This is a genomic window from Bradyrhizobium diversitatis (genome assembly GCF_016031635.1).
Classification (GTDB): domain Bacteria; phylum Pseudomonadota; class Alphaproteobacteria; order Rhizobiales; family Xanthobacteraceae; genus Bradyrhizobium; species Bradyrhizobium diversitatis.
Genome location: NZ_JACEGD010000018.1, coordinates 12,801 through 32,514, shown reverse-complemented (window position 1 = coordinate 32,514; position 19,714 = coordinate 12,801). Strand labels below are relative to the sequence as shown.

The 19,714-nt window shown below is 66.0% G+C and carries 19 protein-coding genes and 1 pseudogene; 6 read left to right on the top strand and 14 right to left on the bottom strand.

All coding sequences use genetic code 11. The annotated features are described in order from the left end of the window. Positions 1 to 12: 12 nt before the first annotated feature. The 6 genes from flhB to flgB form a co-directional block, all read right to left on the bottom strand. Positions 13 to 1,092, bottom strand: coding sequence for a flagellar biosynthesis protein FlhB (flhB, locus tag H1B27_RS20375; RefSeq protein ID WP_028180902.1), 1,080 nt, complete (start codon positions 1,090 to 1,092; stop codon positions 13 to 15). Between the two features lie 12 nt (positions 1,093 to 1,104). Continuing rightward, positions 1,105 to 1,875: a flagellar biosynthetic protein FliR gene (gene fliR / locus H1B27_RS20370; protein WP_028180903.1), complete on the bottom strand. Its 771-nt coding sequence runs from the start codon at positions 1,873 to 1,875 to the stop codon at positions 1,105 to 1,107. A gap of 17 nt (positions 1,876 to 1,892) precedes the next feature. Further along, entirely contained in the window at positions 1,893 to 2,156 is a 264-nt protein-coding gene (gene fliQ, locus H1B27_RS20365; RefSeq protein WP_028180904.1) for a flagellar biosynthesis protein FliQ, read from the bottom strand. 133 nt (positions 2,157 to 2,289) lie between these two features. Further along, the gene (fliE, locus tag H1B27_RS20360) at positions 2,290 to 2,598 is read right to left on the bottom strand and encodes a flagellar hook-basal body complex protein FliE (RefSeq protein WP_028180905.1); all 309 of its coding nucleotides are present in this window, start codon (positions 2,596 to 2,598) and stop codon (positions 2,290 to 2,292) included. 17 nt (positions 2,599 to 2,615) lie between these two features. After that, on the bottom strand, positions 2,616 to 3,041 hold the full coding sequence (gene flgC / locus H1B27_RS20355; RefSeq protein ID WP_028180906.1) for a flagellar basal body rod protein FlgC: 426 nt from the start codon (positions 3,039 to 3,041) through the stop codon (positions 2,616 to 2,618). Between the two features lie 36 nt (positions 3,042 to 3,077). Beyond that, on the bottom strand, positions 3,078 to 3,482 hold the full coding sequence (gene flgB, locus H1B27_RS20350; RefSeq protein ID WP_197967293.1) for a flagellar basal body rod protein FlgB: 405 nt from the start codon (positions 3,480 to 3,482) through the stop codon (positions 3,078 to 3,080). 354 nt (positions 3,483 to 3,836) lie between these two features. Here flgB and H1B27_RS20345 point away from each other — a divergent pair, with 354 nt between their 5' ends. After that, complete coding sequence (locus H1B27_RS20345) at positions 3,837 to 4,811, top strand: flagellar biosynthetic protein FliO (RefSeq protein ID WP_197967292.1); 975 nt, start codon at positions 3,837 to 3,839, stop codon at positions 4,809 to 4,811. Then, entirely contained in the window at positions 4,808 to 5,566 is a 759-nt protein-coding gene (fliP, locus tag H1B27_RS20340; protein WP_061883023.1) for a flagellar type III secretion system pore protein FliP, read from the top strand. The genes H1B27_RS20345 and fliP overlap by 4 nt, the downstream gene beginning before the upstream one ends. Positions 5,567 to 5,767: 201 nt before the next feature. Here fliP and H1B27_RS20335 read toward each other — a convergent pair whose 3' ends face one another. The 5 genes from H1B27_RS20335 to fliL all read right to left on the bottom strand — a co-directional run bounded on the left by H1B27_RS20335 (position 5,768) and on the right by fliL (position 12,487). Beyond that, the gene (locus H1B27_RS20335) at positions 5,768 to 9,451 is read right to left on the bottom strand and encodes a tetratricopeptide repeat protein (RefSeq protein WP_197967291.1); all 3,684 of its coding nucleotides are present in this window, start codon (positions 9,449 to 9,451) and stop codon (positions 5,768 to 5,770) included. A gap of 102 nt (positions 9,452 to 9,553) precedes the next feature. Further along, positions 9,554 to 10,315, bottom strand: a complete 762-nt coding sequence (locus H1B27_RS20330) for a MotE family protein (RefSeq protein ID WP_197967290.1) — start codon at positions 10,313 to 10,315, stop codon at positions 9,554 to 9,556. A 9-nt stretch (positions 10,316 to 10,324) separates the two neighbouring features. Next, positions 10,325 to 10,771, bottom strand: a complete 447-nt coding sequence (locus H1B27_RS20325; RefSeq protein ID WP_197967289.1) for a DUF6468 domain-containing protein — start codon at positions 10,769 to 10,771, stop codon at positions 10,325 to 10,327. Continuing rightward, complete coding sequence (gene fliM, locus H1B27_RS20320) at positions 10,768 to 11,970, bottom strand: flagellar motor switch protein FliM (RefSeq protein ID WP_061883026.1); 1,203 nt, start codon at positions 11,968 to 11,970, stop codon at positions 10,768 to 10,770. Before fliM ends, H1B27_RS20325 begins: the two co-directional genes overlap by 4 nt. A gap of 19 nt (positions 11,971 to 11,989) precedes the next feature. Further along, a complete protein-coding gene (gene fliL / locus H1B27_RS20315; RefSeq protein WP_131874774.1) occupies positions 11,990 to 12,487 on the bottom strand; it encodes a flagellar basal body-associated protein FliL in 498 nt (165 codons plus the stop codon). 383 nt (positions 12,488 to 12,870) lie between these two features. Here fliL and flgF point away from each other — a divergent pair, with 383 nt between their 5' ends. Genes flgF through flgH form a run of 4 tightly spaced genes read left to right on the top strand, consistent with a single transcriptional unit; the run spans position 12,871 to position 16,345 of the window. After that, entirely contained in the window at positions 12,871 to 13,632 is a 762-nt protein-coding gene (gene flgF / locus H1B27_RS20310) for a flagellar basal-body rod protein FlgF (protein WP_197967353.1), read from the top strand. Between the two features lie 16 nt (positions 13,633 to 13,648). Then, positions 13,649 to 14,437, top strand: coding sequence for a flagellar basal-body rod protein FlgG (flgG, locus tag H1B27_RS20305; RefSeq protein ID WP_028182232.1), 789 nt, complete (start codon positions 13,649 to 13,651; stop codon positions 14,435 to 14,437). A gap of 10 nt (positions 14,438 to 14,447) precedes the next feature. Continuing rightward, positions 14,448 to 15,578, top strand: a complete 1,131-nt coding sequence (flgA, locus tag H1B27_RS20300; RefSeq protein WP_197967288.1) for a flagellar basal body P-ring formation chaperone FlgA — start codon at positions 14,448 to 14,450, stop codon at positions 15,576 to 15,578. A gap of 2 nt (positions 15,579 to 15,580) precedes the next feature. Continuing rightward, positions 15,581 to 16,345 carry a flagellar basal body L-ring protein FlgH gene (gene flgH / locus H1B27_RS20295; protein WP_197967287.1) on the top strand — a complete coding sequence of 255 codons (765 nt, stop codon included), beginning with the start codon at positions 15,581 to 15,583 and terminating at the stop codon, positions 16,343 to 16,345. A gap of 134 nt (positions 16,346 to 16,479) precedes the next feature. Here the strand turns inward: flgH and H1B27_RS20290 are convergent, their stop codons facing one another. The 3 genes and pseudogenes from H1B27_RS20290 to H1B27_RS20280 all read right to left on the bottom strand — a co-directional run bounded on the left by H1B27_RS20290 (position 16,480) and on the right by H1B27_RS20280 (position 19,683). Further along, positions 16,480 to 17,646 (bottom strand): PcfJ domain-containing protein, encoded by a 1,167-nt coding sequence (locus tag H1B27_RS20290; protein ID WP_061883030.1) that lies wholly within the window; start codon positions 17,644 to 17,646, stop codon positions 16,480 to 16,482. Positions 17,647 to 17,978: 332 nt separating this feature from the next. After that, a complete protein-coding gene (locus tag H1B27_RS20285) occupies positions 17,979 to 18,758 on the bottom strand; it encodes a 2-keto-4-pentenoate hydratase (RefSeq protein WP_061883031.1) in 780 nt (259 codons plus the stop codon). A 78-nt stretch (positions 18,759 to 18,836) separates the two neighbouring features. After that, positions 18,837 to 19,683 (bottom strand): annotated as a pseudogene (locus tag H1B27_RS20280) (NAD-dependent epimerase/dehydratase family protein). Between the last annotated feature and the right edge of the window lie 31 nt (positions 19,684 to 19,714).

Below are 19,714 nucleotides of genomic sequence, written 5' to 3'. Positions count from 1 at the left end.
TTTTCGGGTGTTTTATCCCCGCCCGGCGCTGAATCCGCGCTTCAGCCGCATGACGTAGCCGATGACTTCGGCGACCGCATGATAGTGCTCGGTCGGGATTTCCTGGTCGATGTCGACCGTGGCGTAGAGCGCCCGGGCCAGCGGAACGTTCTCCACGATCGGGATGTCGTGCTCGCGTGCGATCTCCCGGATCTTGAAGGCTAGGTTGTCGACGCCCTTGGCGACGCAGATCGGGGCCGACATGCCCCGCTCGTAGGAGAGCGCCACCGAATAGTGGGTCGGGTTGGTGATGATCACCGAGGCCTTGGGAACCGCCGCCATCATGCGCTTCTTGGCGCGCTGCTGCCGCAACTGCCTGATCTTGCCCTTGATGTGCGGGTCACCTTCGGATTGCTTGAATTCTTCCTTGATCTCCTGAAGCGACATCTTCTGCCGCTGGAACCAGCTTCGGTACTGGAAGAAGTAATCGGCGATGGCGACGATCGCGAGCGCCGCGACCACCGCTCCGAGCAGATGAATGGTCATGCTGGTTGTCGCGCCGAGCATGCCGGCCGGATCGAGCCGGACCATCGCCTCCATGCGGTGCCGCTCCGGCCACAGGATCATGGTCATGACCGCGCCGAGCAAGACCAGCTTGCCGACGCCTTTGAGAAAATTGGCGGCCGCCTGCTTGCCGAAGATGCGCTTGAAGCCGGCGCCGGGCGAAATCTTGTTGAATTTGGGTTTCAGGGATTCGGCCGACCACACCAGGCGGTGCTGGAGCATGTTGCCGGCAATCGCCGCCAGCATCAGCATCAGGAGGGGCACGCCGACGGCCGCGAGCACGACGAATTCGATCTGCTGCATCAGCGCGAGCAGAGCCTTGCCGTCGGTCTTGATCATCCAGGAATTGGCGAGCAGGTTGCGCATCGGCGTCAGCAGCCCGCTGCCGACCGAGCCCGAGAAGGTCGAGACCACGAGCGTGCCGCCCGCCATCATGAACCAGGTGTTGATCTCCTGGCTCTTTGCGACGTCGCCGCGTTCGAGCGCATCGTCGAGGCGCTTTTGCGTCGGGTCTTCTGTTTGACTTTCGGGATCGTTGTCTTCCGCCACGTAGCGCCCCCGTCACTTGAGCGGCATCATCTGGTGCATGACACCGATGAAATAATCGAGAAAAGTGCCCATCATCGCGGTCAGCACCACGGCGAGCACCAGGAAGCCCGCGAAGATCGACAGCGGCACGCCGACGAAATAGACCTGCATCTGCGGCATCAACCGCGCCAGTACGCCGAGCCCGATGTTGAAGACGAGGCCGAATACCAGGAACGGTCCCGAGAGCTGCAGGCCCAGGCGGAACGCGGCGGTGAAGGCGCGCGTCGCCAGCGAGGCGACATCGCCGCTCGATACGGTCTCGCCCGGCGAGAAGATCGTATAGCTGTCGTTCAGCGCGGCGATCACCAGATGGTGGCTGTCGGTGGCAAACAGCAACGTCACGCCGAGAATGGTCAGGAAGTTGCCGACCAGCACGCCCTGCTGCCCCTGCGTCGGATCGACCGAGGTGACGAAGCCGAGCCCCATCTGCTGCGCGATCACGGATCCCGCGACCTGGAGCGCCGACAGCGTCACGCGCGCGGTCGCGCCCAGCACGATACCGATCGCGATCTCATGCAGCATCAGCACCAGCAGCGGCGCCAGCGAGCCCATGTCGACGTGGTAGGCGTTGCGATGCAGCGGCAGGATGATCAGCGTGAGCATCAGCGCGATCGACAGCTTTATCCGCGTCGGGATGTTGGTCTCGCCCAGCCCTGGCAGCAGCATCACCATCGCGCCGACCCGGGCGAAGGCGAGCATGAAGGAAGCGGCGAGCGCCGGCAGCAGCGAGACGTCGATGCGCATAATTCACGCATCTTGCCTCAGCCGCCGATGATTCGCGACGATATACGCATCATGTGGGCGTGGAGCGAGTCGGCCATGAACGGCAGCGCCAGCAGCATCGTGGCGAAGATGGCCAGGATCTTCGGCACGTAGATCAGCGTCTGCTCCTGGATCTGCGTCAGCGCCTGGAACAGCGACACGATGACGCCGACCACGAGGCCGACCACCATCAGCGGGGAGGACACGATCACGATGGTCCAGATCGCATCGCGTGCGACGTCGAGGGTCTCGGGTCCGGTCATTTGCAGAATTCCTACTCTGAATTGTTTTTCGTCATTCCGGGGCTCGCGCAGCGAGAGCCCGGAATCCATACTCCCGATCGTGATTATGGATTCCGGGCTCGCGACTTCGTCGCGCCCCGGAATGACAACCTCGTCAGATCGGCATCTTCATGATGTCTTCATACGCCGCGATCACGCGATCGCGGACCGAGACCAGCGTTGATACCGCGACGTCGGTGTCCGCGACCGCCGTCACCACGTCCATCACGTTGGCCTTGCCGGCGGCCATCGCCACCGTCTGCGCATCGGATTTGCGGCCGGACTCCATGACGCTGCCGACGGCGTCCTTCAGCAGCGAAGCAAAGGATTGCCCGGTCGGCTCGCTGCCCTTGCCGGCGCCGCCGTTCTCAAGCACGCGGGCAAGGTTGGCATAGGCGTTCGCGGCGATTGTCGGTGATGCCATGACTTAAGATGTCCTGTTCAGCTCTTGAGGATGTCGAGCGTGCGCTGGATCATCCGGCGCGTCGCACTGATGATGTTGAGATTGGCCTCGTAGGACCGCTGCGCATCGCGCATGTCGGTTATCTCGACCACCGAGTTCACGTTGGGATATTTGACGTTGCCGCTCGCATCCGCGGCCGGATTGTTCGGCTCGTATTTGACGCGGAAGTCGGACTGGTCGGGCTTGATCCTGCCGAGAGTAACGACCTGCGCGTCCAGCGTGCGGTCGAGCGCGGAGGAGAAGGTCGGAACCTTGCGCCGATAGGGATCGCCGCCGGCGGTCTGGGCCGTCGAGTCGGCATTGGCGATGTTTTCCGAGATCACCCGCATGCGCCCGGCCTGCGCGCGCAGGCCGGAGGTGGCGATCGCCATCGAGCGGGCAAAGTCGCTGCTGTCATTCGCCATGATGCGCCTCTAGCTCTCCTGGTTGCGGGATCACGCCTAGGCCTTGCCGATCGCGGTCTTGAGCAGGCGCAGGCTCTTGGAATAGAGCGAGGTCGCCGCCGCGTAGTCCATCTGGTTGCTGGCGGCCTTCATCATCTCCTCCTCGAGATTGACGGCGTTGCCCGCAGGACGGGTCTCGAAGCCGGCGTTCTTGTCCTGGTCGAATGCGGAGGCGGCACCTGATGGCGTCATGTGCGAGGCGCTGGTACGGGTCAGGGCCAGCGGCCCCATGGCCCCCGTGACGGCGCCGGTCCTGTCGAACTTCGGCTCGACCAGGTCGCGCGGCCGGAATTTGGGCGTGTCGGAATTGGAGACGTTCTCGGACAGGACGCGCTGGCGCTCCTGGTGCCACTGCATCTTGGTGCGAAGCGCCGACAGCACCGGGAGGTCGTTGATGGACATCGTCGCGGCTCCTTCCGCCACCCTTGCGGACCCGAGGTCCGAAGCTAGGCAGAATTTGCCGCCTGTATGGTTAACAGCTGGTTAAGAGCGTTCTCGAAGCATGTCGGCGGGCGAGACACGATTTTCGCGCGCCCGTGATTCTACGCCTCGAAAAGTGGCATTAACCCAATCGTTTGGCGGAGCGTGCACAGGCCAAGAAGTCGTTTTGGATCGGGCGATTCATGGGTTAATAGGAGTTGGGGACGGCAAAACTTGCCGTGGAACGTTAAGAAATCGCAGCTTGGGGCATCGTACGCCGGTGGTTGGCAAAGCTGACCATGGGTACGAGAAAAGCGCCATTTGTCGGGGACAAGTATGCAAGGCAGCCCTATCACCTTCATCGTCGCGTTCATCGCCGTTCTGGCGTTGATCGGCGTCGCTGCATGGCTGGTTCGCCGATTCGGCAGCAGCCGGCTGGGCGCCAACACCCAGCGCGGCAGGATGCCCCGGCTCGCCGTGATCGACGCCGCCGCGGTCGACGGCCGGCGCCGTCTGGTGTTGGTCCGGCGCGACAATGTCGAGCACCTCCTGATGATCGGCGGCCCCACCGACATCGTCGTCGAGCCCAATATCGTTCGCGCCGCGCCGAGCCGCGACCAGCTCCCGCAGCGTCCCAACGCCGCCGAGCCGCCGCGCCTCGCCCCCATGCCCGACCTCACCGGTTGGGCCGACGAGGCGCCGCGACCGGAACTGCTCGATCATCCCGAGCCGCAGATGCCCGAGCCCCCGCCGCGGCCCGCCCGCCCATCCTTCGCCGACGAGGTGCGCCGTCCTGCTCCTGCGCTGGCCGAACGTCGCGGCGAACCGCCCCTGGGAGGCTTTACACCCGAGCCGATCGCGCCGCGTCCCGAGCGCGAACCACGGCCCGAGCCCCTGCCGCCGCGCATCGCCCGCAGCGAACCGCCGCTGATGCCGCGTCCGCCGCGCCAGAGTGAGTCGGTGAAGATGCCGCCGATGCGCCCCGAGCGCGCCGCGGCGCCCCCGCCGCCTCCGCCTGTGCCGCAGGCTGCGCCCGTTCCGCCGCCGGCACCGGCCCCTGTGCCCTCGAGCGCCGAGCAGAATCTCGCCGAAATGGCGCAGCGGCTAGAGGCTGCCCTGCGCCGCCCGGCCGGCGAAACGGTCGCGCCTCCGGTTGCGCCGGAGCCGCCGGCCGCGCCCCCGCGTGCCGCCCGCAGCGAGCCGCCGGCGCCACCCGCCCCGGCCGCGAAGCCGGCCGCGGAGAAGACCAGTTTTGAAAATCTCGAAGACGAGATGGCCTCCCTGCTCGGCCGTCCGAAGCCGTCTTCGTGAGGTTGTCGGCCCTCCCGCGTAGAGTTCTTTTCCTTTCTATCCTGATCGGCGCGGCCTCGCTCGCGATGCCGGCGCATGCCCAGGACATCAGCATCAATCTCGGCGGCGGCGCTGGCGGCGGCGGCGTCACCGAGCGCGCGATCCAGCTGATCGCGCTGCTCACGGTGCTGTCGATCGCGCCGTCGATCCTGATCATGATGACGTCGTTCACACGCATCGTGGTGGTGCTGTCGCTGCTGCGCACCGCGCTGGGCACCGCGACCGCCCCGCCGAACTCGGTAATCATCGCGCTCGCGATGTTCCTCACCTTCTTCGTGATGGGCCCGGTGCTGCAAAAGTCCTACGACGAAGGCATCCGCCCGCTTGTCGCCAACCAGATCGGCGTCGAGGATGCGCTCCAGCGCGCCTCCGTCCCCTTGCGCGGCTTCATGCAGAAGAACGTGCGCGAGAAGGACCTCAAGCTGTTCCTGGACCTGTCGGGCGAGCCCCCGCCGGCCACCCCCGACGAACTCGCCTTGCGCATCCTCGTTCCCGCCTTCATGATCTCCGAGCTGAAGCGCGCCTTCGAGATCGGCTTCCTGTTGTTTCTCCCCTTCCTGATCATCGACCTCGTCGTCGCCTCGGTGCTGATGTCGATGGGCATGATGATGCTGCCGCCGGCGACGATCTCGCTGCCGTTCAAGCTAATCTTCTTCGTGCTGGTCGATGGCTGGTCGCTGGTGGCGGGGAGCCTGGTGCAGAGTTACGGGGGGTAAGGCCCGGCTCGGCCCCACGTCGCCGCCGCATCCTCTCCGCCACCGGCAATTGCGCCCGCCCCCTCCCCGTCATTGCGAGGAGCACTTGCGACGAAGCAATCCAGGCTGCCGCCGCGGAGAGACTCTGGATTGCTTCGGTGCGCTCGCAATGACGGAGAATGTCGAGCCGTCACGGGCCGCGCTTCGCGCGGCAACCAAACCCTACCGCGTCATCTTGATCTGCCGCACGACCGGGATCGTGGGCAGCGAGCCGGTGTGGTCGGACTCGTCCCTGGCCTGCGGCGCACGGGCGCTGGCGTCGGGGAAGCGCTGCTTCATCTCGCGCAGGAAGCCGTCCAGCGTATCGACGCTGGCAGCCAGCTTGGCGATCTCGGCGAATTCGGCGCTCGAGGCTGCGGCCGGCTTGCTGGCGATGTCGAAGGCGAGACGGTCGGCGCTCTCGCTCATCAGCGGCGCGTATTTCTCGCGGAAGCGCGACAGGCCGATCGAGTCGTCGGCGAGCGCATAGCCGACGGCGGCGCGGATGATGTCGCTCTTCTCGACCGCATTGAGCGGCTTGAAGTCGCGGAAACGCTCGCCGTAATAGAGTTCGATCTGCTCGGCGGACTCGCGCCAGCGCCGCGCCGCCCAGAAGATGTCGGAGCGAAGGCGGAGCACTTCGCGCCCGGAGACGTTGGAGACGATGTCGAGCGCGAGATCGTGGCGGCCGACGTCGCTCTGCGCGCGCGCTTCCAGGAGCAGGCGCTGCTGCCGGAGCTCGCCGGAGAGATCGCTGATGCGGCTCGCGCGCAGCGCGGTGATCGCCATGTCGGGCTTGCGGTTGGCGAGATAGATCATGGACAGGCGCGCGGCGACCTGGGCGCGCGCCGCGCCTTCAAGGCGATGATCGACCTGGTATTGCAGGAGCTCGGCGGCCTGGTCGAGCAGATCGATCGAGGCGAGACGGTCGGCGAGCCGGCGGATCAGCTCGTCGCCGCGGCGGCCGATCGGCGTCAGCTCGCGGAACTCGTAGAACATCCCGAGCGCCTCGACCGGCGGCAGTTCGTCGCCCTTCGGCCCGAGGAATAGCTGCGTGAACAGCTCGGAGGCGAGATCCTGAGCCTGACGCGAAGCTTCGGCGTTCGGCTGAAGCCTCGTCGCGGTCCGCGCGGCGGTGAGCGCATCCCGGTAACGCCCGTTCTCGGCATACAGCTGCGACAGCATCTGGAGCGTCTTGACCTCGATCGTGTCGCCGCGCCAGGTCATCGACAACGTCTCGAGTTCGTGCAGCGCCTCTTCCTTGCCGATCTCGTCGCGCTTCTGACGCAGCGCGACCTCGAGCTGCTTGGCCTCCGCCGCAGCCGGCCGGTCGCTCGAGGCGACCGCGAACCTGTAGTCGTCCAGCGCATCCTTGTCGTGGCCGAGCGCCTCGGCGAGCCGGCCGCGCAGCACGGCGAAGCCGGGCGCAGCCTCAGGCGGGACACCGACCACCTCGAGCTCGCTGCGGCGCTTGGAGGCGCCGGCATAGTCCTTGACCTCGAGCGAGGCGCGCATCGCGTCCATCGTCACGATGCGCTGGATGTCGAGCGGCAGAGAGGCGATCGCGAATTCGACGTTCTTGAACTTCTCGCGCGCGTCCGCCCATTTGCCCTGGCGCGCATAGGCGAGCGCCTTCCAGAGCTGGGAATCGTGGCTGTTGCCGATCACGGGATTGGCGAGGTCCTTCAGGCCCTGCGCCGGCCGGCCGATCAGGATGCTCGCGATCGCATGCATGATCAGCGCACCACTCTCCTCCTTGTTGAGGGGATCGGTCAGCATCACGTCGGTGACGGCCTTGGCCTCGTGATACATGGCGCGCGACATGTAGAACTGCGCGAGGTCGAGCCGCGGCAGCGAACGCAGTGCCGGCTCGACCGCCGAGATCGCCGTCATCAGCTCGCTCTGGCGCGCCATGAAGTTTTCCGACTGGCCCTTGCGCCAGCCTTCGGGGCTGAAGATCGGGCGCACCGCGGTCGGCGCCCGCTCGGCCGAGATGTCGACCGGCGAGAGCGTCAAGCCCCCCTTCTTGCCGACAATCACCTTGTCGGAGCCGACCTCGACGCCGACCTCGTCGGAGTTGGGCCGGATCGCGATGCCGTGCGCGGATTCCAGGAGCGAGAGATCGACGAGATCCTGTCGCTTGATGAAGCCGCGCACCGGCCGCTGCGCGGTGACGACATAGAGCGTATCGCCGGCGTCGGGGTCGGTGAGCTTGTGCAGGAGGCCCGGATTGGCGAAGGGGATGGCGATGTTGGCGAGCGCGGGATCGGTGATGTTGCGCGACATCATCAGCGGCAGCGGCGTCGCCTGGATCTTGTCGGCGAGCGTCAACAGCCAGTTGGTCTCCTTGCCGACCTCCTCGCTCGTCAGCGAATAGACCAGCGGACGGGTGAGACGGATGCGCACCGCCTGCCCCTTGTCGAGCGTGATGCGGCCGACCTCGCCGATCATGGCGCCGCCCTTGGTGCGGATCGCCTCGACATCGATCGGCTTCGGCGTATCGAACACCAGCCATACCGTGTCGCCGCGGCGGAACGCCGCCGCCGGCGTTGCGACCTGAAGCGGGAACGTCACGCGCAATCCGTCGCTGTCGCGGCGCGCATCGACGCTGGCAACGGCGGGCTGCGCAGCCGGCGCCGCCTTGACAACTTCCTTGACCGGCTCTTTCGGCGCGTCGGCCGGCGCCGGCCTGGCAGGCGCCGCCGCAGCTTCGGGAGCGGGCGGCGGCTGCGCGGCTTCCTTGGGCACTTCCGGAGCGGGCGCAGCTTCGACCGCGGGAGCGGCTGCCGGTTTCGGCGCCTCGGTGGACGGCAGCACGGCGGGCGCTTCCGGCTTCACCTCGGGCTTGATGTCGATCTTGGCTTCGCGTGCGATCGTCTCGGAGGTCGGCGGCGCGTTCTCGCTGCGGGGGTCCTTCGGCTTCTCGGCCGCCGGCTTTTGCGGCGCAGGCGCCGGTGCGTGACCGGCGGGCTTCATCTGCGCGATCGCCGCCTCGGGCGTCGCGGCCGCCTTGCCCTTGTCGGGCTGGAAGGCGACGTCGACGACGTAGTTCTTCTCGTCGCGGAACGAATGCACGTCCGAATCGCCGATCAGCGCGATCTCGACATTGGTCTGGTCGATGTCGGCCTTCTGCTTGATCGAGGCGACGTTCGGCGGCGCCGCGACGACCGCGTCCGCCAGATCGAAATTGAGGTTGGCGTTGAAGACGAGCGTGAGCTTCTGCTCGTTGAGCACGGAGGAGACGCCGACGCCGTCGGGCATCTCGAACACGAAGCGCACGAAGGTCGGCTGCACCGAAGCACGCACGCGGATCTGCGGACGCTTCCTGGCCTCGGCCGCGGCGCGCTGGGCACGCAGCGCGCGCTCGGCCACGCGTGCGCGCTCGGCGAGTTCCTTGACCACGTCCATGGGCAGGCTCGGCGGCGGTCCCTTCCAGCCTTCGGGCAGCAAGTCGACGAAGGTACGCTCGCCCGCGTTCATGGTGTTGACGGTGACGCGCCGCGCCAGCGACAGGCGGATCGCGCTCCCATCCGGGTCGCGGCGGGCGGAGTTGACGTAATCGGGCGCACCTTCCGGGATCCGGTCGACGGGAACGTCGACGGGCCGGTCGAAACGGATCACGAGGATGGAGCCTGCGGTCGTCACCTCGGAGGGAACGTCCTCGCCGAGCCTGACGACGAGACGGGCGAAGCCGCCGCCGGCGGAAAAACTCGCCTCGCCCCTGATGGGGTCGGCCGCCCGGACCGGGGCCGCAAGGCCAATCAGGAAACAGGCCGCCAGCAAGGGCGCTTTTCGGACATGACGCGACAATCCCCGCGCCACTGCGCGGGCTCGCGACACAAATCCAGCGGCAGCCTCTCGCGCCATTGGCGGCATTTCTTCCGGTTCGGCGGGCGTGCCGGCACTGGCGCCGGCCCGTGCCGTCGAATCTAAGGTTTTCCCAATTAAGGACTTCTTAAGTATGAGCCCTCAATTCGGCTTTTGCGTCGGCTTGCCCTCGATCTTGGGAAGATCGACCGCCGAGGCCGACTGATCGCCGCCGCCATTGGCGCGGCGGGCCATCTCGACCGTCAGCCGCTCGGCCGCCTCCGGCGACATCAATCCCATGATGTCCGACATTTTGCGAGGCGCGATGGCCGAGGCGATCTCGATCAGCACGCCCATCTCGAGCCGGTCGAACACCCGCGCGGCGTCCTTGGGCTTCATCCCCTCATACATGGTCACGAGGCCCTTCATGCGCTGGGCTTCGGCGGCCTTCTGCTCGGCCTGCGTCGCGGAGATGCGGGTTTCCACCGCCTTCATCTCCTCGACCTTGTTCTCGATGCGCTTCTCGGCCGATTTCAGCAGGCTTTCGCGAATGTCGATCTCGCGCTGGCGGGCCTCGATCTCCTGCCGCCGCGCCTGCAACCGTTCCAGGATCGCACGTTCCGAGGCTGAGACCTGCGGCTGGGTTTCGTCGATCTTGACCGGGGTGCCGCCTTCCATCTTGGTCTCGGGCGCGGCGGGCTTGGGCGGCTCCTTCGGCGCGCCATGGGTCGATCCGGTGATGTCGGGGTCCTCGCCGCCGGGAAAATTCAGGTTCTCCTGCGCCCAGGATTTCCTGGCCTGGTTCGGCTTGTAGTCGAAGACGTAGCCGCCGTTGATGACGAGGCCGGCCACCTTCAGCGTGGCGAGGCCCGCGACGGCGACCAGGACGACCGGAATGACGCGGATGTTACGAAAGGACTTCATACCCAGGCTTTATGCGGCAAGGCCGTTGGATCGCCGGCGCTCGGAGAAGGCTTCGGCCGCAGCCGCCACCGCCTTCGCCGTCGACGGCTTGGCCGCAGGCGCGGCAGCTGTTTCGGGGTTCGTCACGGGACGCGCGGCGATCGCGATCTTGGACAGGCGGCGCACCACGTTGTCGGCCTCGCCGAGCTGCCTGTAGAGCTGGTCCGACATCTGCGTCGCGGCGGCGAGCTGGCTGCCGAGGTTCTCGTTCACGTCGCGCACGGCGAGCTTCAGCCCGCCGATTGCGCGCTCGGCGATCTCGGTCGCGGTGATCAGCTCGCCGATGACCGCCTTCAGCGAATGCTCGTCCGCCTTCAGCCGCGTCAGCCGCTTGTTGAGCATGACGCAGTAGACGATCGTCAGCATCAGCAGGATAGCCACCAGCGTCTCGATCGCCATTCCCAGGGAGTGGTTCATGGGGCCTCCATCATCTTGTTCTGCTCGTCGACCTTCTCGAACATCGCAAGTGTCGTACTTGGCTTGCGCAAGGGCTTCGTCACGCGGATCGCGACGCGGTCGCCGACCCGGCCCATCCGCCCTTCGGTCAGCGTGACGTCGCCGCAGCGGACGGTGACGTTGGCGTCGGCGCGCATGTCCAGCGGCAGCGTGTCGCCGACCTTGAGCCGCATCAGCTGCTTGAGCGGAATGTCGGCCTCGTAGAGCACCGCATCGACGGCGATCTCGGCCTGCACGATCTCGGTGGCGAAATGGCCTTCCCAGACCGGGTCGCGGCCGAACTTTTCGCCCATGAACATCTGGAGCAGGACGCCCCGGATCGGCTCGATGGTCGCGTAGGGCAGCAGCAGCTCGATATTGCCGCCGCGGTCTTCCATGTCGATGCGCAGACGGACCAGGATCGCTGCGTTGGCGGGACGGCTGATCGCGGCGAAACGCGGATTGGTCTCGAGCCGGTCGATCGTGAAGGTCACCGGCGACAGCGGCCGGAACGCCTGCTCGGCATCGGCGAGCACCACCTCGACCAGCCGCTTGACCAGCTCGGTCTCGATCGTGGTGTAGGGCCGGCCCTCGATGCGGAGCTGGCTGGTGCCGCGGCGGCCTCCGAGCAGCACGTCGATCATCGAATAGATCAGGTTGGAATCGACCGTCGCCATGCCGAAATTCTCCCACTCCTCGGCCTTGAAGACGGTGAGGACGGCGGGCAGCGGGATCGAGTTCATGTAGTCGCCGAAACGCACCGAGGTGATGCGGTCGAGCGAGACTTCGACGTTGTCGGAGGTGAAGTTGCGCAAGGACGTCGTCATCAGCCGCACCAGGCGGTCGAAGACGATTTCGAGCATCGGCAGACGCTCGTAGGAGACCATCGCAGAATCGATGATCGCGCGAATGCCGGAATGATCGTCGAGCGTGACGTCGCCGACGGTGAAGCCGAGGAGATTGTCGATCTCCTCCTGCGACAGCACCCGCTCGCCGGAGTTCTTGCCGGTGCCGAGATCGCGACTGCCGTCCTCGACCATGGCCGCCCATTGGAGGGCCATGGTCTCCGACAGCTCGTTCTCGGCGGCAGCCTTTGCGGCCTCGGCGGGATCCTCGGAATCGAGCGAGGCCTCCCACTGGGCGGCAATTGCATCCTGGTCGACCTGGTCGTTGCCCGCCATGATCCCTAGCCCGTCATGCTCACTGGACCACGACTTCCTTGAACAGCACCGCGCTGACCTGGATCGGGGCGACCGCCGCGTTGACGCGCTTGGTCAGCTCCTCCTTGAGGCGGAAGATGCCGGCGGAGCCGTTGAGGTCGGAAGGGCGCAGCTCGCGCACATAGGTCTGGAAGATGTCGGTGACGCGCGGCATCGTCGGCTTGATCGCCTCGATCTGCTTCTCTTCCTTCAGCTCCAGCACGATCTTCAGCCGCAGATATTGCACGCGCTCGCCGGGCGAGCCGGCGAGGTTGACCATGAGGTCGGGGACGTCGACGAAGGCCGGCGGCTTCGGCGGCGGCGCCGCCTCGGCATGGTGCTCGCCCTCGCCGTGACGGAAGAAGAAGAACCAGGTCGCCGCACCGCCGCCGAGGACGGCGAGCAGACCGACGGCCATGATGATGAGCTTGAGCTTGTTCTTCGGCGGAGCGGCTTCCGCGCCGTCGGCGGCTGCGCCGCCCTCCTCATTCTCTGCCATGGTTGCCGCGCTCGTTCATTTCTCAAAGGGGTCGAAAGAGCGAAGCCTCCTGGCAGACAGTGACGCGATACAAATGCCCCAGCGCAATGCGCTCCTCTGATGCGCAAACGCTACGGTAATAATGGTTAACGGAACCTTTCGATTGGGCCTCCGCTAGGAAAAATCTGCCGGGCAAACATGGCTAACAGAACCTTTCTGCCGCCCTTCCGCCCCCCTCAAAAATCAGCAACCATCTGAAATTGTGTGTCTTTTTAAGTTGGCACGGCTTTCGCTAAGAAAGGGCCGAGACCTCACGGTTTGGGAGAACCCGAGGTCTCGTTCACGGGATCCGCCAAGGCGCTTGGGAGAGCGAAATGGCAGATCTCACTCAGGGGAGATTTCCGATGCAGAACGCGCTTCTGATCGGCTTGTCACGGCAGATGACGTTGGAACGGCAGATGGACGTCATCGCCAACAACGTCGCCAATGCCAACACCAACGGCTTCAAGGCCGACCATTCGCTGTTCGAGGAGTATCTCAACTCGAACGCACGTCATGACAATTTCATCGGTCGCGACCGCCGGATCTCCTATGTGCAGGATCGCGGCACCTTCCGCGACGTCGGCCAGGGGCCGATGGAGCCGACCAACAATCCGCTCGACATCGCGATCAACGGCAACGCCTATTTCGCGGTGCAGGCCAATGGCGGCGAGCTCTATACCCGCGACGGCAAGTTCTCGCTCAACAGCACCGGCCAGCTCGTCACCGCGAGCGGCGATCTCGTGCTCGGCAATGCCGGCCCGATTACCTTCCAGCCGACCGACCACGACATCAATGTCGCGCCCGACGGCACCGTCACGGTGCTCGAGGGGACGGCGCGGACCGACTCGATCCGCGGCAAGATCCGCATGGTGTCGTTCGACGATCCGGCCAAGCTGACCAAGCTCGGCGGCAATCTCTATGGCGCCGGCTCGGCCAACCAGCAGGCCGACGCCAAGTCCACCTTGCAGCAGGGCTACATCGAGAAGTCGAACGTGAATGCGGTCGGCGAGATGACCCGCATGGTCGAGGTGATGCGCAGCTACACCGCGATCGCCAGCCTGCTCCAGCAGCAGAGCGACCTCCACAAATCGGCGATCGACAAGCTCGCCGACGTTCCGGCCTGATTGAAGGAGAACTGACATGCAGGCGCTTCACACCGCTGCGACCGGAATGGCGGCACAGGAACTCAACGTTCAGGTGATCTCCAACAACATCGCCAACCTGCGCACCACCGGCTTCAAGAAGCAGACCGCGGCATTCCAGGACTTGATCTATGAGCACGTCCGCCGCGTTGGCGCCCAGTCGTCCGACCAGGGAACCATCCTGCCGGTCGGCGTCGACATCGGCGGCGGCGTCAAGACCGTCGGCACACCGCGCAGCATGACGCAGGGAACGCTGTCGCAGACCGGCAACGACCTCGATCTCGCGATCTCGGGCGACGGCTTCTTCAAGATCCTGATGCCCGACGGCACCTACCAGTACACCCGCGACGGCACCTTCCAGATGGACAATCAGGGCCGCGTCGTCACCGCGCAGGGCAACCCGGTGCAGCCGACCATCACCATTCCGAACAACGCCTCGGGGATCTCGGTCAGCGAGCAGGGCCAGGTCTCGGTGACGCTGCCGGGTTCGTCGACCTCGTCGATCATCGGCCAGATCGGCGTCACGCGCTTCATCAACAAGGCGGGCCTTCAGCCCGTCGGCAACAACCAGTTCATCGAGACCCCCTCGTCCGGCGCGCCGCAGGACGGCACGGCCAACTCCGAGGGTTACGGCAAGATCACGCAGGGCAGCCTGGAGCAGGCCAATATCGACGTCGTCTCGGAGATGAGCGACCTGATCGCCGCGCAGCGCGCCTACGAGATGAACGCCAAGGTCATCAGCGCGGCCGACCAGATGATGCAGTCGACCACGGCGCTGTTCCGCTGAGGTGATAACGATGATCCGCACCACGCTCGCCTCGATCTCGACCCTTCTCCTGCTGGCATTGCCGGCAGTGGCCGCCGACGAATTCATCGCCTCGCCGGCGCTGCGCGCCAGCGTCACCGTCACGGCGGACGTGGTGCGGATCGGCGATCTGATCGAGAACGCAGGATCCGCCGCTCTGATCCCGGTCTACCGCTCGCCCGATCTCGGCACCACCGGCACGCTGACGGTCGGCCAGGTGCTCTCGGTGCTGCGGGCAAAACAGGTGATCGGCGTTACGACCGGCGACATCAAGGAGGTCCAGGTCACCCGCCTCGCCCGCACGCTCGCGAGCAAGGACATCCAGAACGCGGTCACCGCTGCGCTCGAGCGCCGGTTCGGCCTCGGAGAAGCCGCCAACATCACCGTCACGTTCGACCGCAGCGTCGCCGAGATGCGGCTCGATGCCTCCAACACCGGCGCGCTCGAGCCGGTCGCAACCCGCTACGACGCCCGCAGCGGCCGTTTCGACGTCGCCTTCGAGATTGCCAACGACAGCAACTCTGCGCCGACCAAGCTGCGCTTCACCGGCACCGCGATCGAGACCGTGGAAGTGGCCGTGCTGACCCGCGACATCGACCGCGCCGAGCTTCTGAAATCCTCCGACGTCTCGCTGGAGCGCCGGCCGAAGGCCGAGGTCACCGGGGAACCGGCCGCGCGCGACCGCAGCATCGGCATGCAGCTGCGCCGGGCGATGCGCGCGGGCACGCCGCTCCGCGTCGCCGACATCGTCAAGCCCGACTACGTGCTGCGCGATCAGGCCGTCACCATCATCTACCAGGTGCCCGGCCTCTATCTCACCACGCGCGGCAAGGCGATCGAGAACGGTGCCGAGGGCGACACCGTCAGCGTCCTGAATTTACACTCCAAGCGCACGCTGACCGGCGTCGTCACCGGTCGTGGCCAGGTGACGGTCCAGGGTGGAAGTCAATCCGCGCCGATGGCGCCGGCCGTCGAGCAGACCTCGTCGATCAAGCGTGACGACGTGCCGCCGGCCGCAGCCCTGGCGCAGAGCCTGATCCAGCCCCCTGCGTCCGCGGCCCAGATCGCCCAGGCACAGATCCCGCAAGTTCGCCCCTCGCAAGCTCCAGCCAAGTCAGAGTAGTCATGTCCAGGTTCAGTTCGGCCTTCCGCCTTCGTCGCATCGCGATCTCTGCCCTGCTGCTGGCAACTTGTGCGCTGGCGAGCGGCTGCTCCTCGATCGACCGCCTGTCGCAAATCGGCGAGCAGCCGAAGCTGTCGGCGATCGACAATCCGACGACGCAACCCGGCTACAAGCCGGTGCAGATGCCGATGCCGAAGCCGGAAGTTGCCTCCTACAATCCGAACTCGCTGTGGCGCAACGGCAGCCGCGCGTTCTTCAAGGACCAGCGCGCCCGCCAGGTCGGCGACCTCCTGACCGTGACCGTGAACATCACGGACAAGGCCAACATCGAGAACGACACCTCGCGCAGCCGCACCAACAAGGAAGATTCCGGAATCACCGACTTCATCGGCTCCCAAACCATCACCCAGCCCAACAAGATCCTGCCCGGCCGCATCCTGACCGCCGACTCGACCTCGTCCAGCGAGGGCAAGGGCAGCGTCGACCGCAAGGAAGCCCTGCAAACCAACGTCGCCGCCGTGGTGACCCAGGTGCTGCCGAACGGCAACCTGGTCGTCGAAGGCAAGCAGGAGATCCGCGTCAACTTCGAAATTCGTGAGCTGATCGTCGCCGGCATCGTGCGTCCGGAGGACATCCAGAGCGACAACACCATCGACTCCACCAAGATCGCCCAGGCCCGCATCGCCTATGGCGGCCGCGGCCAGATCACCGACGTTCAGCAGCCGCGCTACGGCCAGCAAGTCATGGACGTGCTGCTGCCCTTCTAGTCCTCTCCCGAGCTCCCACATCGTGTTCGCGAACCTAGGCGCGAACGACGGTGTACGACGCGGCCCTCGCTAGCTCCCCTGGCGAGGGCCGCATGTATTTTGCCTCCGCCGCCGAAGCGGCGCAGGCCTCTCTCTCACAGCAGCATGATCCCGCGCGCTTGCGCCCACCGCTGGAGGATCTGGCTCTCCTCGGCAAGCGGCGGGCGGTTCGCAAACCCGCGAACCTGAACCGCCCGGGAACGGGTATCAAGCTCGATGGTCAGCATCCGCTGGACGTCACCCGAGGCACGGCGACGGAGCGACCAGATCGAGGCATGCCCGGCAATGCACTTTGTCGCGTAAGTGGCGACGCAGTGACGCATGCCCCGCGTCTCAGCCACGAGATCGGCTGCCGTCCTCAACTGGACCACAACATATTCTTCGCGCTTGGCCCGGTCCTTGGACGACTTCGTCCATGACCAGTCCGCGATCGCTGCACCGAGCCAACGGTCCTCGCTCTGCTCGGGGCCTGCTGCCAGCCCCCGCGCACGGTTTCGCGCCGCCTCGGCGCGACGGCGTGCGGCCTCAATACGAGCAATCGCATCGAGATCGCGATGCCATTCGCGCATCTGCCGCCCAAGCGAGATCAGTGAACGCCCCTTGAGGGTGTACTCGGGATCACGCCGGTGGCAATCGGCGAGGTAGTCATGGAAGTCATCCATGTCATCGACCGTGGTGGGATGCGCGCAGAAGAAGCGCACCACCTCGCGCCAGAAGCGATGGTGAGCGCGCTGCGTCTGCGTGATCCTGGTGCGCGCGATCCGCATCGCAACAGCGGGATCGGTCGCATAGGAACGCGCAATCGCCTGCCAGATCGCAGCCTCGAAGCCGACCTTCCCCAACGGATTGAGGAACGCATGAACCTCCTTGCGAGACAGCCATTCGGCCGCACCGGCAGCGTAGAGCGAACCGCCGCCGGCCGCCGCGATGTACCAGCGCTTGCGCAAGCGGATCTCGTCGGCGCCCAGTCCCGCGCCGTCGATCCAGATCTGGTCCAGATGTTCGGCAACGGGATAGCGCGCGAAGAGATAGCGAGCCGCAGCAAGACGAAGACGCGCGGCATCGCGAGTCTTCATTCGCGGCTGCCAGGCCTCGGCATCGCGCACGATGTCTGCCTCGAAACCACGCCTGGCCTCGCAGATCGCATTCTTGAAATCCGGTGGAGGACGCGTCCGCTGCGACACATGCCGCAGCGACAGCTCGTAGGCTTCAACCCGCGCGCGCTCGGCCTCCCGCCGGCGCTGAATCAATGACTGTGCCATTGTCGTTCAACATGATTGGATGAGTGTCAGCCGGACGCACTGAGAGCGTCGGCACGGAATGTGTCGATCGCCACAACGTACTCACGGCTGGTCTCCTCACAGTTGAACGCGCAGGTTGAATGGGACGGGGCTCATAGACCCGATTACGGGCGAGCGCAACATGTCTTGTCGGGATGGTGTCGGAAACTGCGTACTGCGAGGCAGGTCCGCGACATTATTGCAACGCCACGACAACACACTCCGTCATTGCGAGCGAAGCGACGCAATCCAGAATCTTTTCGCGGCGGCAGTCTGAATGGCTTCGCTGGGCTCGCAATGACGGTGGCGAGAGCTCACGTAAACTCCACCTCCACCGTCCCGAGCCCGTCCAGTTCCATCCGCACCTTGTCGCCGGCTTTCAGCCACAGCGTCTTGACCAAGCTGCCCGTCAGCACGAGCTGCCCCGCATGCAGGCCCTTGCCCTCGGCGGCGAGATGGTTGGCGAGCCAGGCGAGCGCGTTGTGGGGATGGCCGAGCACGTCGGCGCCGGTGCCGTGGCTCACCTCCTCGCCGTTGACGAGGGCGCGGCCCTTGACCGCTTTCAGGTCAGGAACCGACGAGCGCGGCACCGACGGACCCAGCACGCAACCGGCGGCGAAGAAGTCGTCGGCGATCAAGGTCGGCGCGCCCATCGTTTCCCACTTCACGTAGCGGTCGTCGACGATCTCGATCGCGGGATGATAGGCCTCGACGGCCTCGCCGACCCATTCGGCCGTGAACGGCGCCTCGCCGGCGGCAAGGTCCCGCTTGAGCCGCACCGCGATCTCGCACTCGACGCCGACCCGGACATAATTGGAGGTGGCGAGCTTGGCGCCGCTGTCATGGACGCCCTTCTGGAACACGCCGCCGCCGCAGGGGTGCGGGATTCCGATATAGTCCTGCATCACCTGGCTGGTGCAGCCGATCTTGTAGCCGACGAGCGGGCCGACGTGCGGCAGCAGGAGATCATGCAGGGCGCGCTGCACCTGATAGCCCTCGGCTTCATCGGCGGGAGGACGCTCCAGCGCCGCAAGCGGCGCATGGTTGCGGCGCGCCAGCGCGATCGCCTTTGCGGCTTGGAGTATTCTGTCCATCGGCGCCGCCTCCCACGCTACGCATTCGAAGGCGACACTTCAGCATCCCCGCCGGGGCGTGACAAGCCAGGGGCAACCTCACGCCTTGACCAGGCCGAGCCGGATCAGGCTCTCCGCGGTCGCAAGGATCGCCTCGTGGTTGGAACGGGGCTCCCAGCCGAGCAGCGACCCCGCCTTGGCGCTGGTGGAATGCCGCACCCTGCCGAGCATCGGCACGACCGCACGCAAAAGGGGAATCCGGGTCGCGGCCAGCCGCACCAGCCAGTCGGGGGCCTGAAACCGCGGAACCCGGCGTGCCGAGGGCCCGAGTTCCCGCCGCAGCACCTTGGCGATATCGAGGATCGACATCGTTTCACCGGAGACCGCGATGAAGCGCTCGCCCCTGGCCTCGGGCGCCGTCATCGCGCGCAGATGCAGATCGGCGACATCGCGCACGTCGACCACGCCGAAATAAACCCGCGGCACCGCCGGCATGATGCCGTCGAGCAGCGATTTGACGATCTCGATCGAGCCGGAGAAGTCCGGCCCCAGCACGGGACCAAAAATGCCGGCGGGATTGACCACCGACAGTTCGAGGCCGCCGCCCTCGCGCGCGATGAAATCCCAGGCCGCCCGCTCGGCCAGCGTCTTGGATTTGATGTAGGGCTGCAGGCCGGGACGATCGAGATTGGTCCAGTCGGTCTCGTCGAACGGTTTTTCGCGCGGCGGTCGCCTCGCGCCAGCCCGCGTCTGCCGTGAGGTCCGCCGTGAAGAAGGACACGGTTTCCGGCGCAGCCGCCCCGCCCTCGCGCAGCATCGCCAGCACGTCGTCCCGACGATCGGGCCGGCGTACCGTCGTCCGCACGGCATGGCCCGCGGCCAGAAGTTGCAGGACGACGTGAATGCCGACGAAGCCCGACCCGCCGGTCACCAGAACAGTGCTCATTGCCAAATTCCCCTCGATGCGAGGGCCGGCG

Coding starts and splice junctions, on each gene's coding strand:
- fliR (WP_028180903.1), bottom strand. CDS start 1,875: ATGCGCATCGACGTCTCGCTGCTGCCGGCGCTCGCCGCTTCCTTCATG.
- fliQ (WP_028180904.1), bottom strand. CDS start 2,156: ATGACCGGACCCGAGACCCTCGACGTCGCACGCGATGCGATCTGGACC.
- fliE (WP_028180905.1), bottom strand. CDS start 2,598: ATGGCATCACCGACAATCGCCGCGAACGCCTATGCCAACCTTGCCCGC.
- flgC (WP_028180906.1), bottom strand. CDS start 3,041: ATGGCGAATGACAGCAGCGACTTTGCCCGCTCGATGGCGATCGCCACC.
- flgB (WP_197967293.1), bottom strand. CDS start 3,482: ATGTCCATCAACGACCTCCCGGTGCTGTCGGCGCTTCGCACCAAGATG.
- H1B27_RS20345 (WP_197967292.1), top strand. CDS start 3,837: ATGCAAGGCAGCCCTATCACCTTCATCGTCGCGTTCATCGCCGTTCTG.
- H1B27_RS20335 (WP_197967291.1), bottom strand. CDS start 9,451: ATGGCGCGAGAGGCTGCCGCTGGATTTGTGTCGCGAGCCCGCGCAGTG.
- H1B27_RS20330 (WP_197967290.1), bottom strand. CDS start 10,315: ATGAAGTCCTTTCGTAACATCCGCGTCATTCCGGTCGTCCTGGTCGCC.
- H1B27_RS20325 (WP_197967289.1), bottom strand. CDS start 10,771: ATGAACCACTCCCTGGGAATGGCGATCGAGACGCTGGTGGCTATCCTG.
- fliM (WP_061883026.1), bottom strand. CDS start 11,970: ATGGCGGGCAACGACCAGGTCGACCAGGATGCAATTGCCGCCCAGTGG.
- fliL (WP_131874774.1), bottom strand. CDS start 12,487: ATGGCAGAGAATGAGGAGGGCGGCGCAGCCGCCGACGGCGCGGAAGCC.
- flgF (WP_197967353.1), top strand. CDS start 12,871: ATGCAGAACGCGCTTCTGATCGGCTTGTCACGGCAGATGACGTTGGAA.
- flgG (WP_028182232.1), top strand. CDS start 13,649: ATGCAGGCGCTTCACACCGCTGCGACCGGAATGGCGGCACAGGAACTC.
- flgA (WP_197967288.1), top strand. CDS start 14,448: ATGATCCGCACCACGCTCGCCTCGATCTCGACCCTTCTCCTGCTGGCA.
- flgH (WP_197967287.1), top strand. CDS start 15,581: ATGTCCAGGTTCAGTTCGGCCTTCCGCCTTCGTCGCATCGCGATCTCT.
- H1B27_RS20290 (WP_061883030.1), bottom strand. CDS start 17,646: ATGGCACAGTCATTGATTCAGCGCCGGCGGGAGGCCGAGCGCGCGCGG.
- H1B27_RS20285 (WP_061883031.1), bottom strand. CDS start 18,758: ATGGACAGAATACTCCAAGCCGCAAAGGCGATCGCGCTGGCGCGCCGC.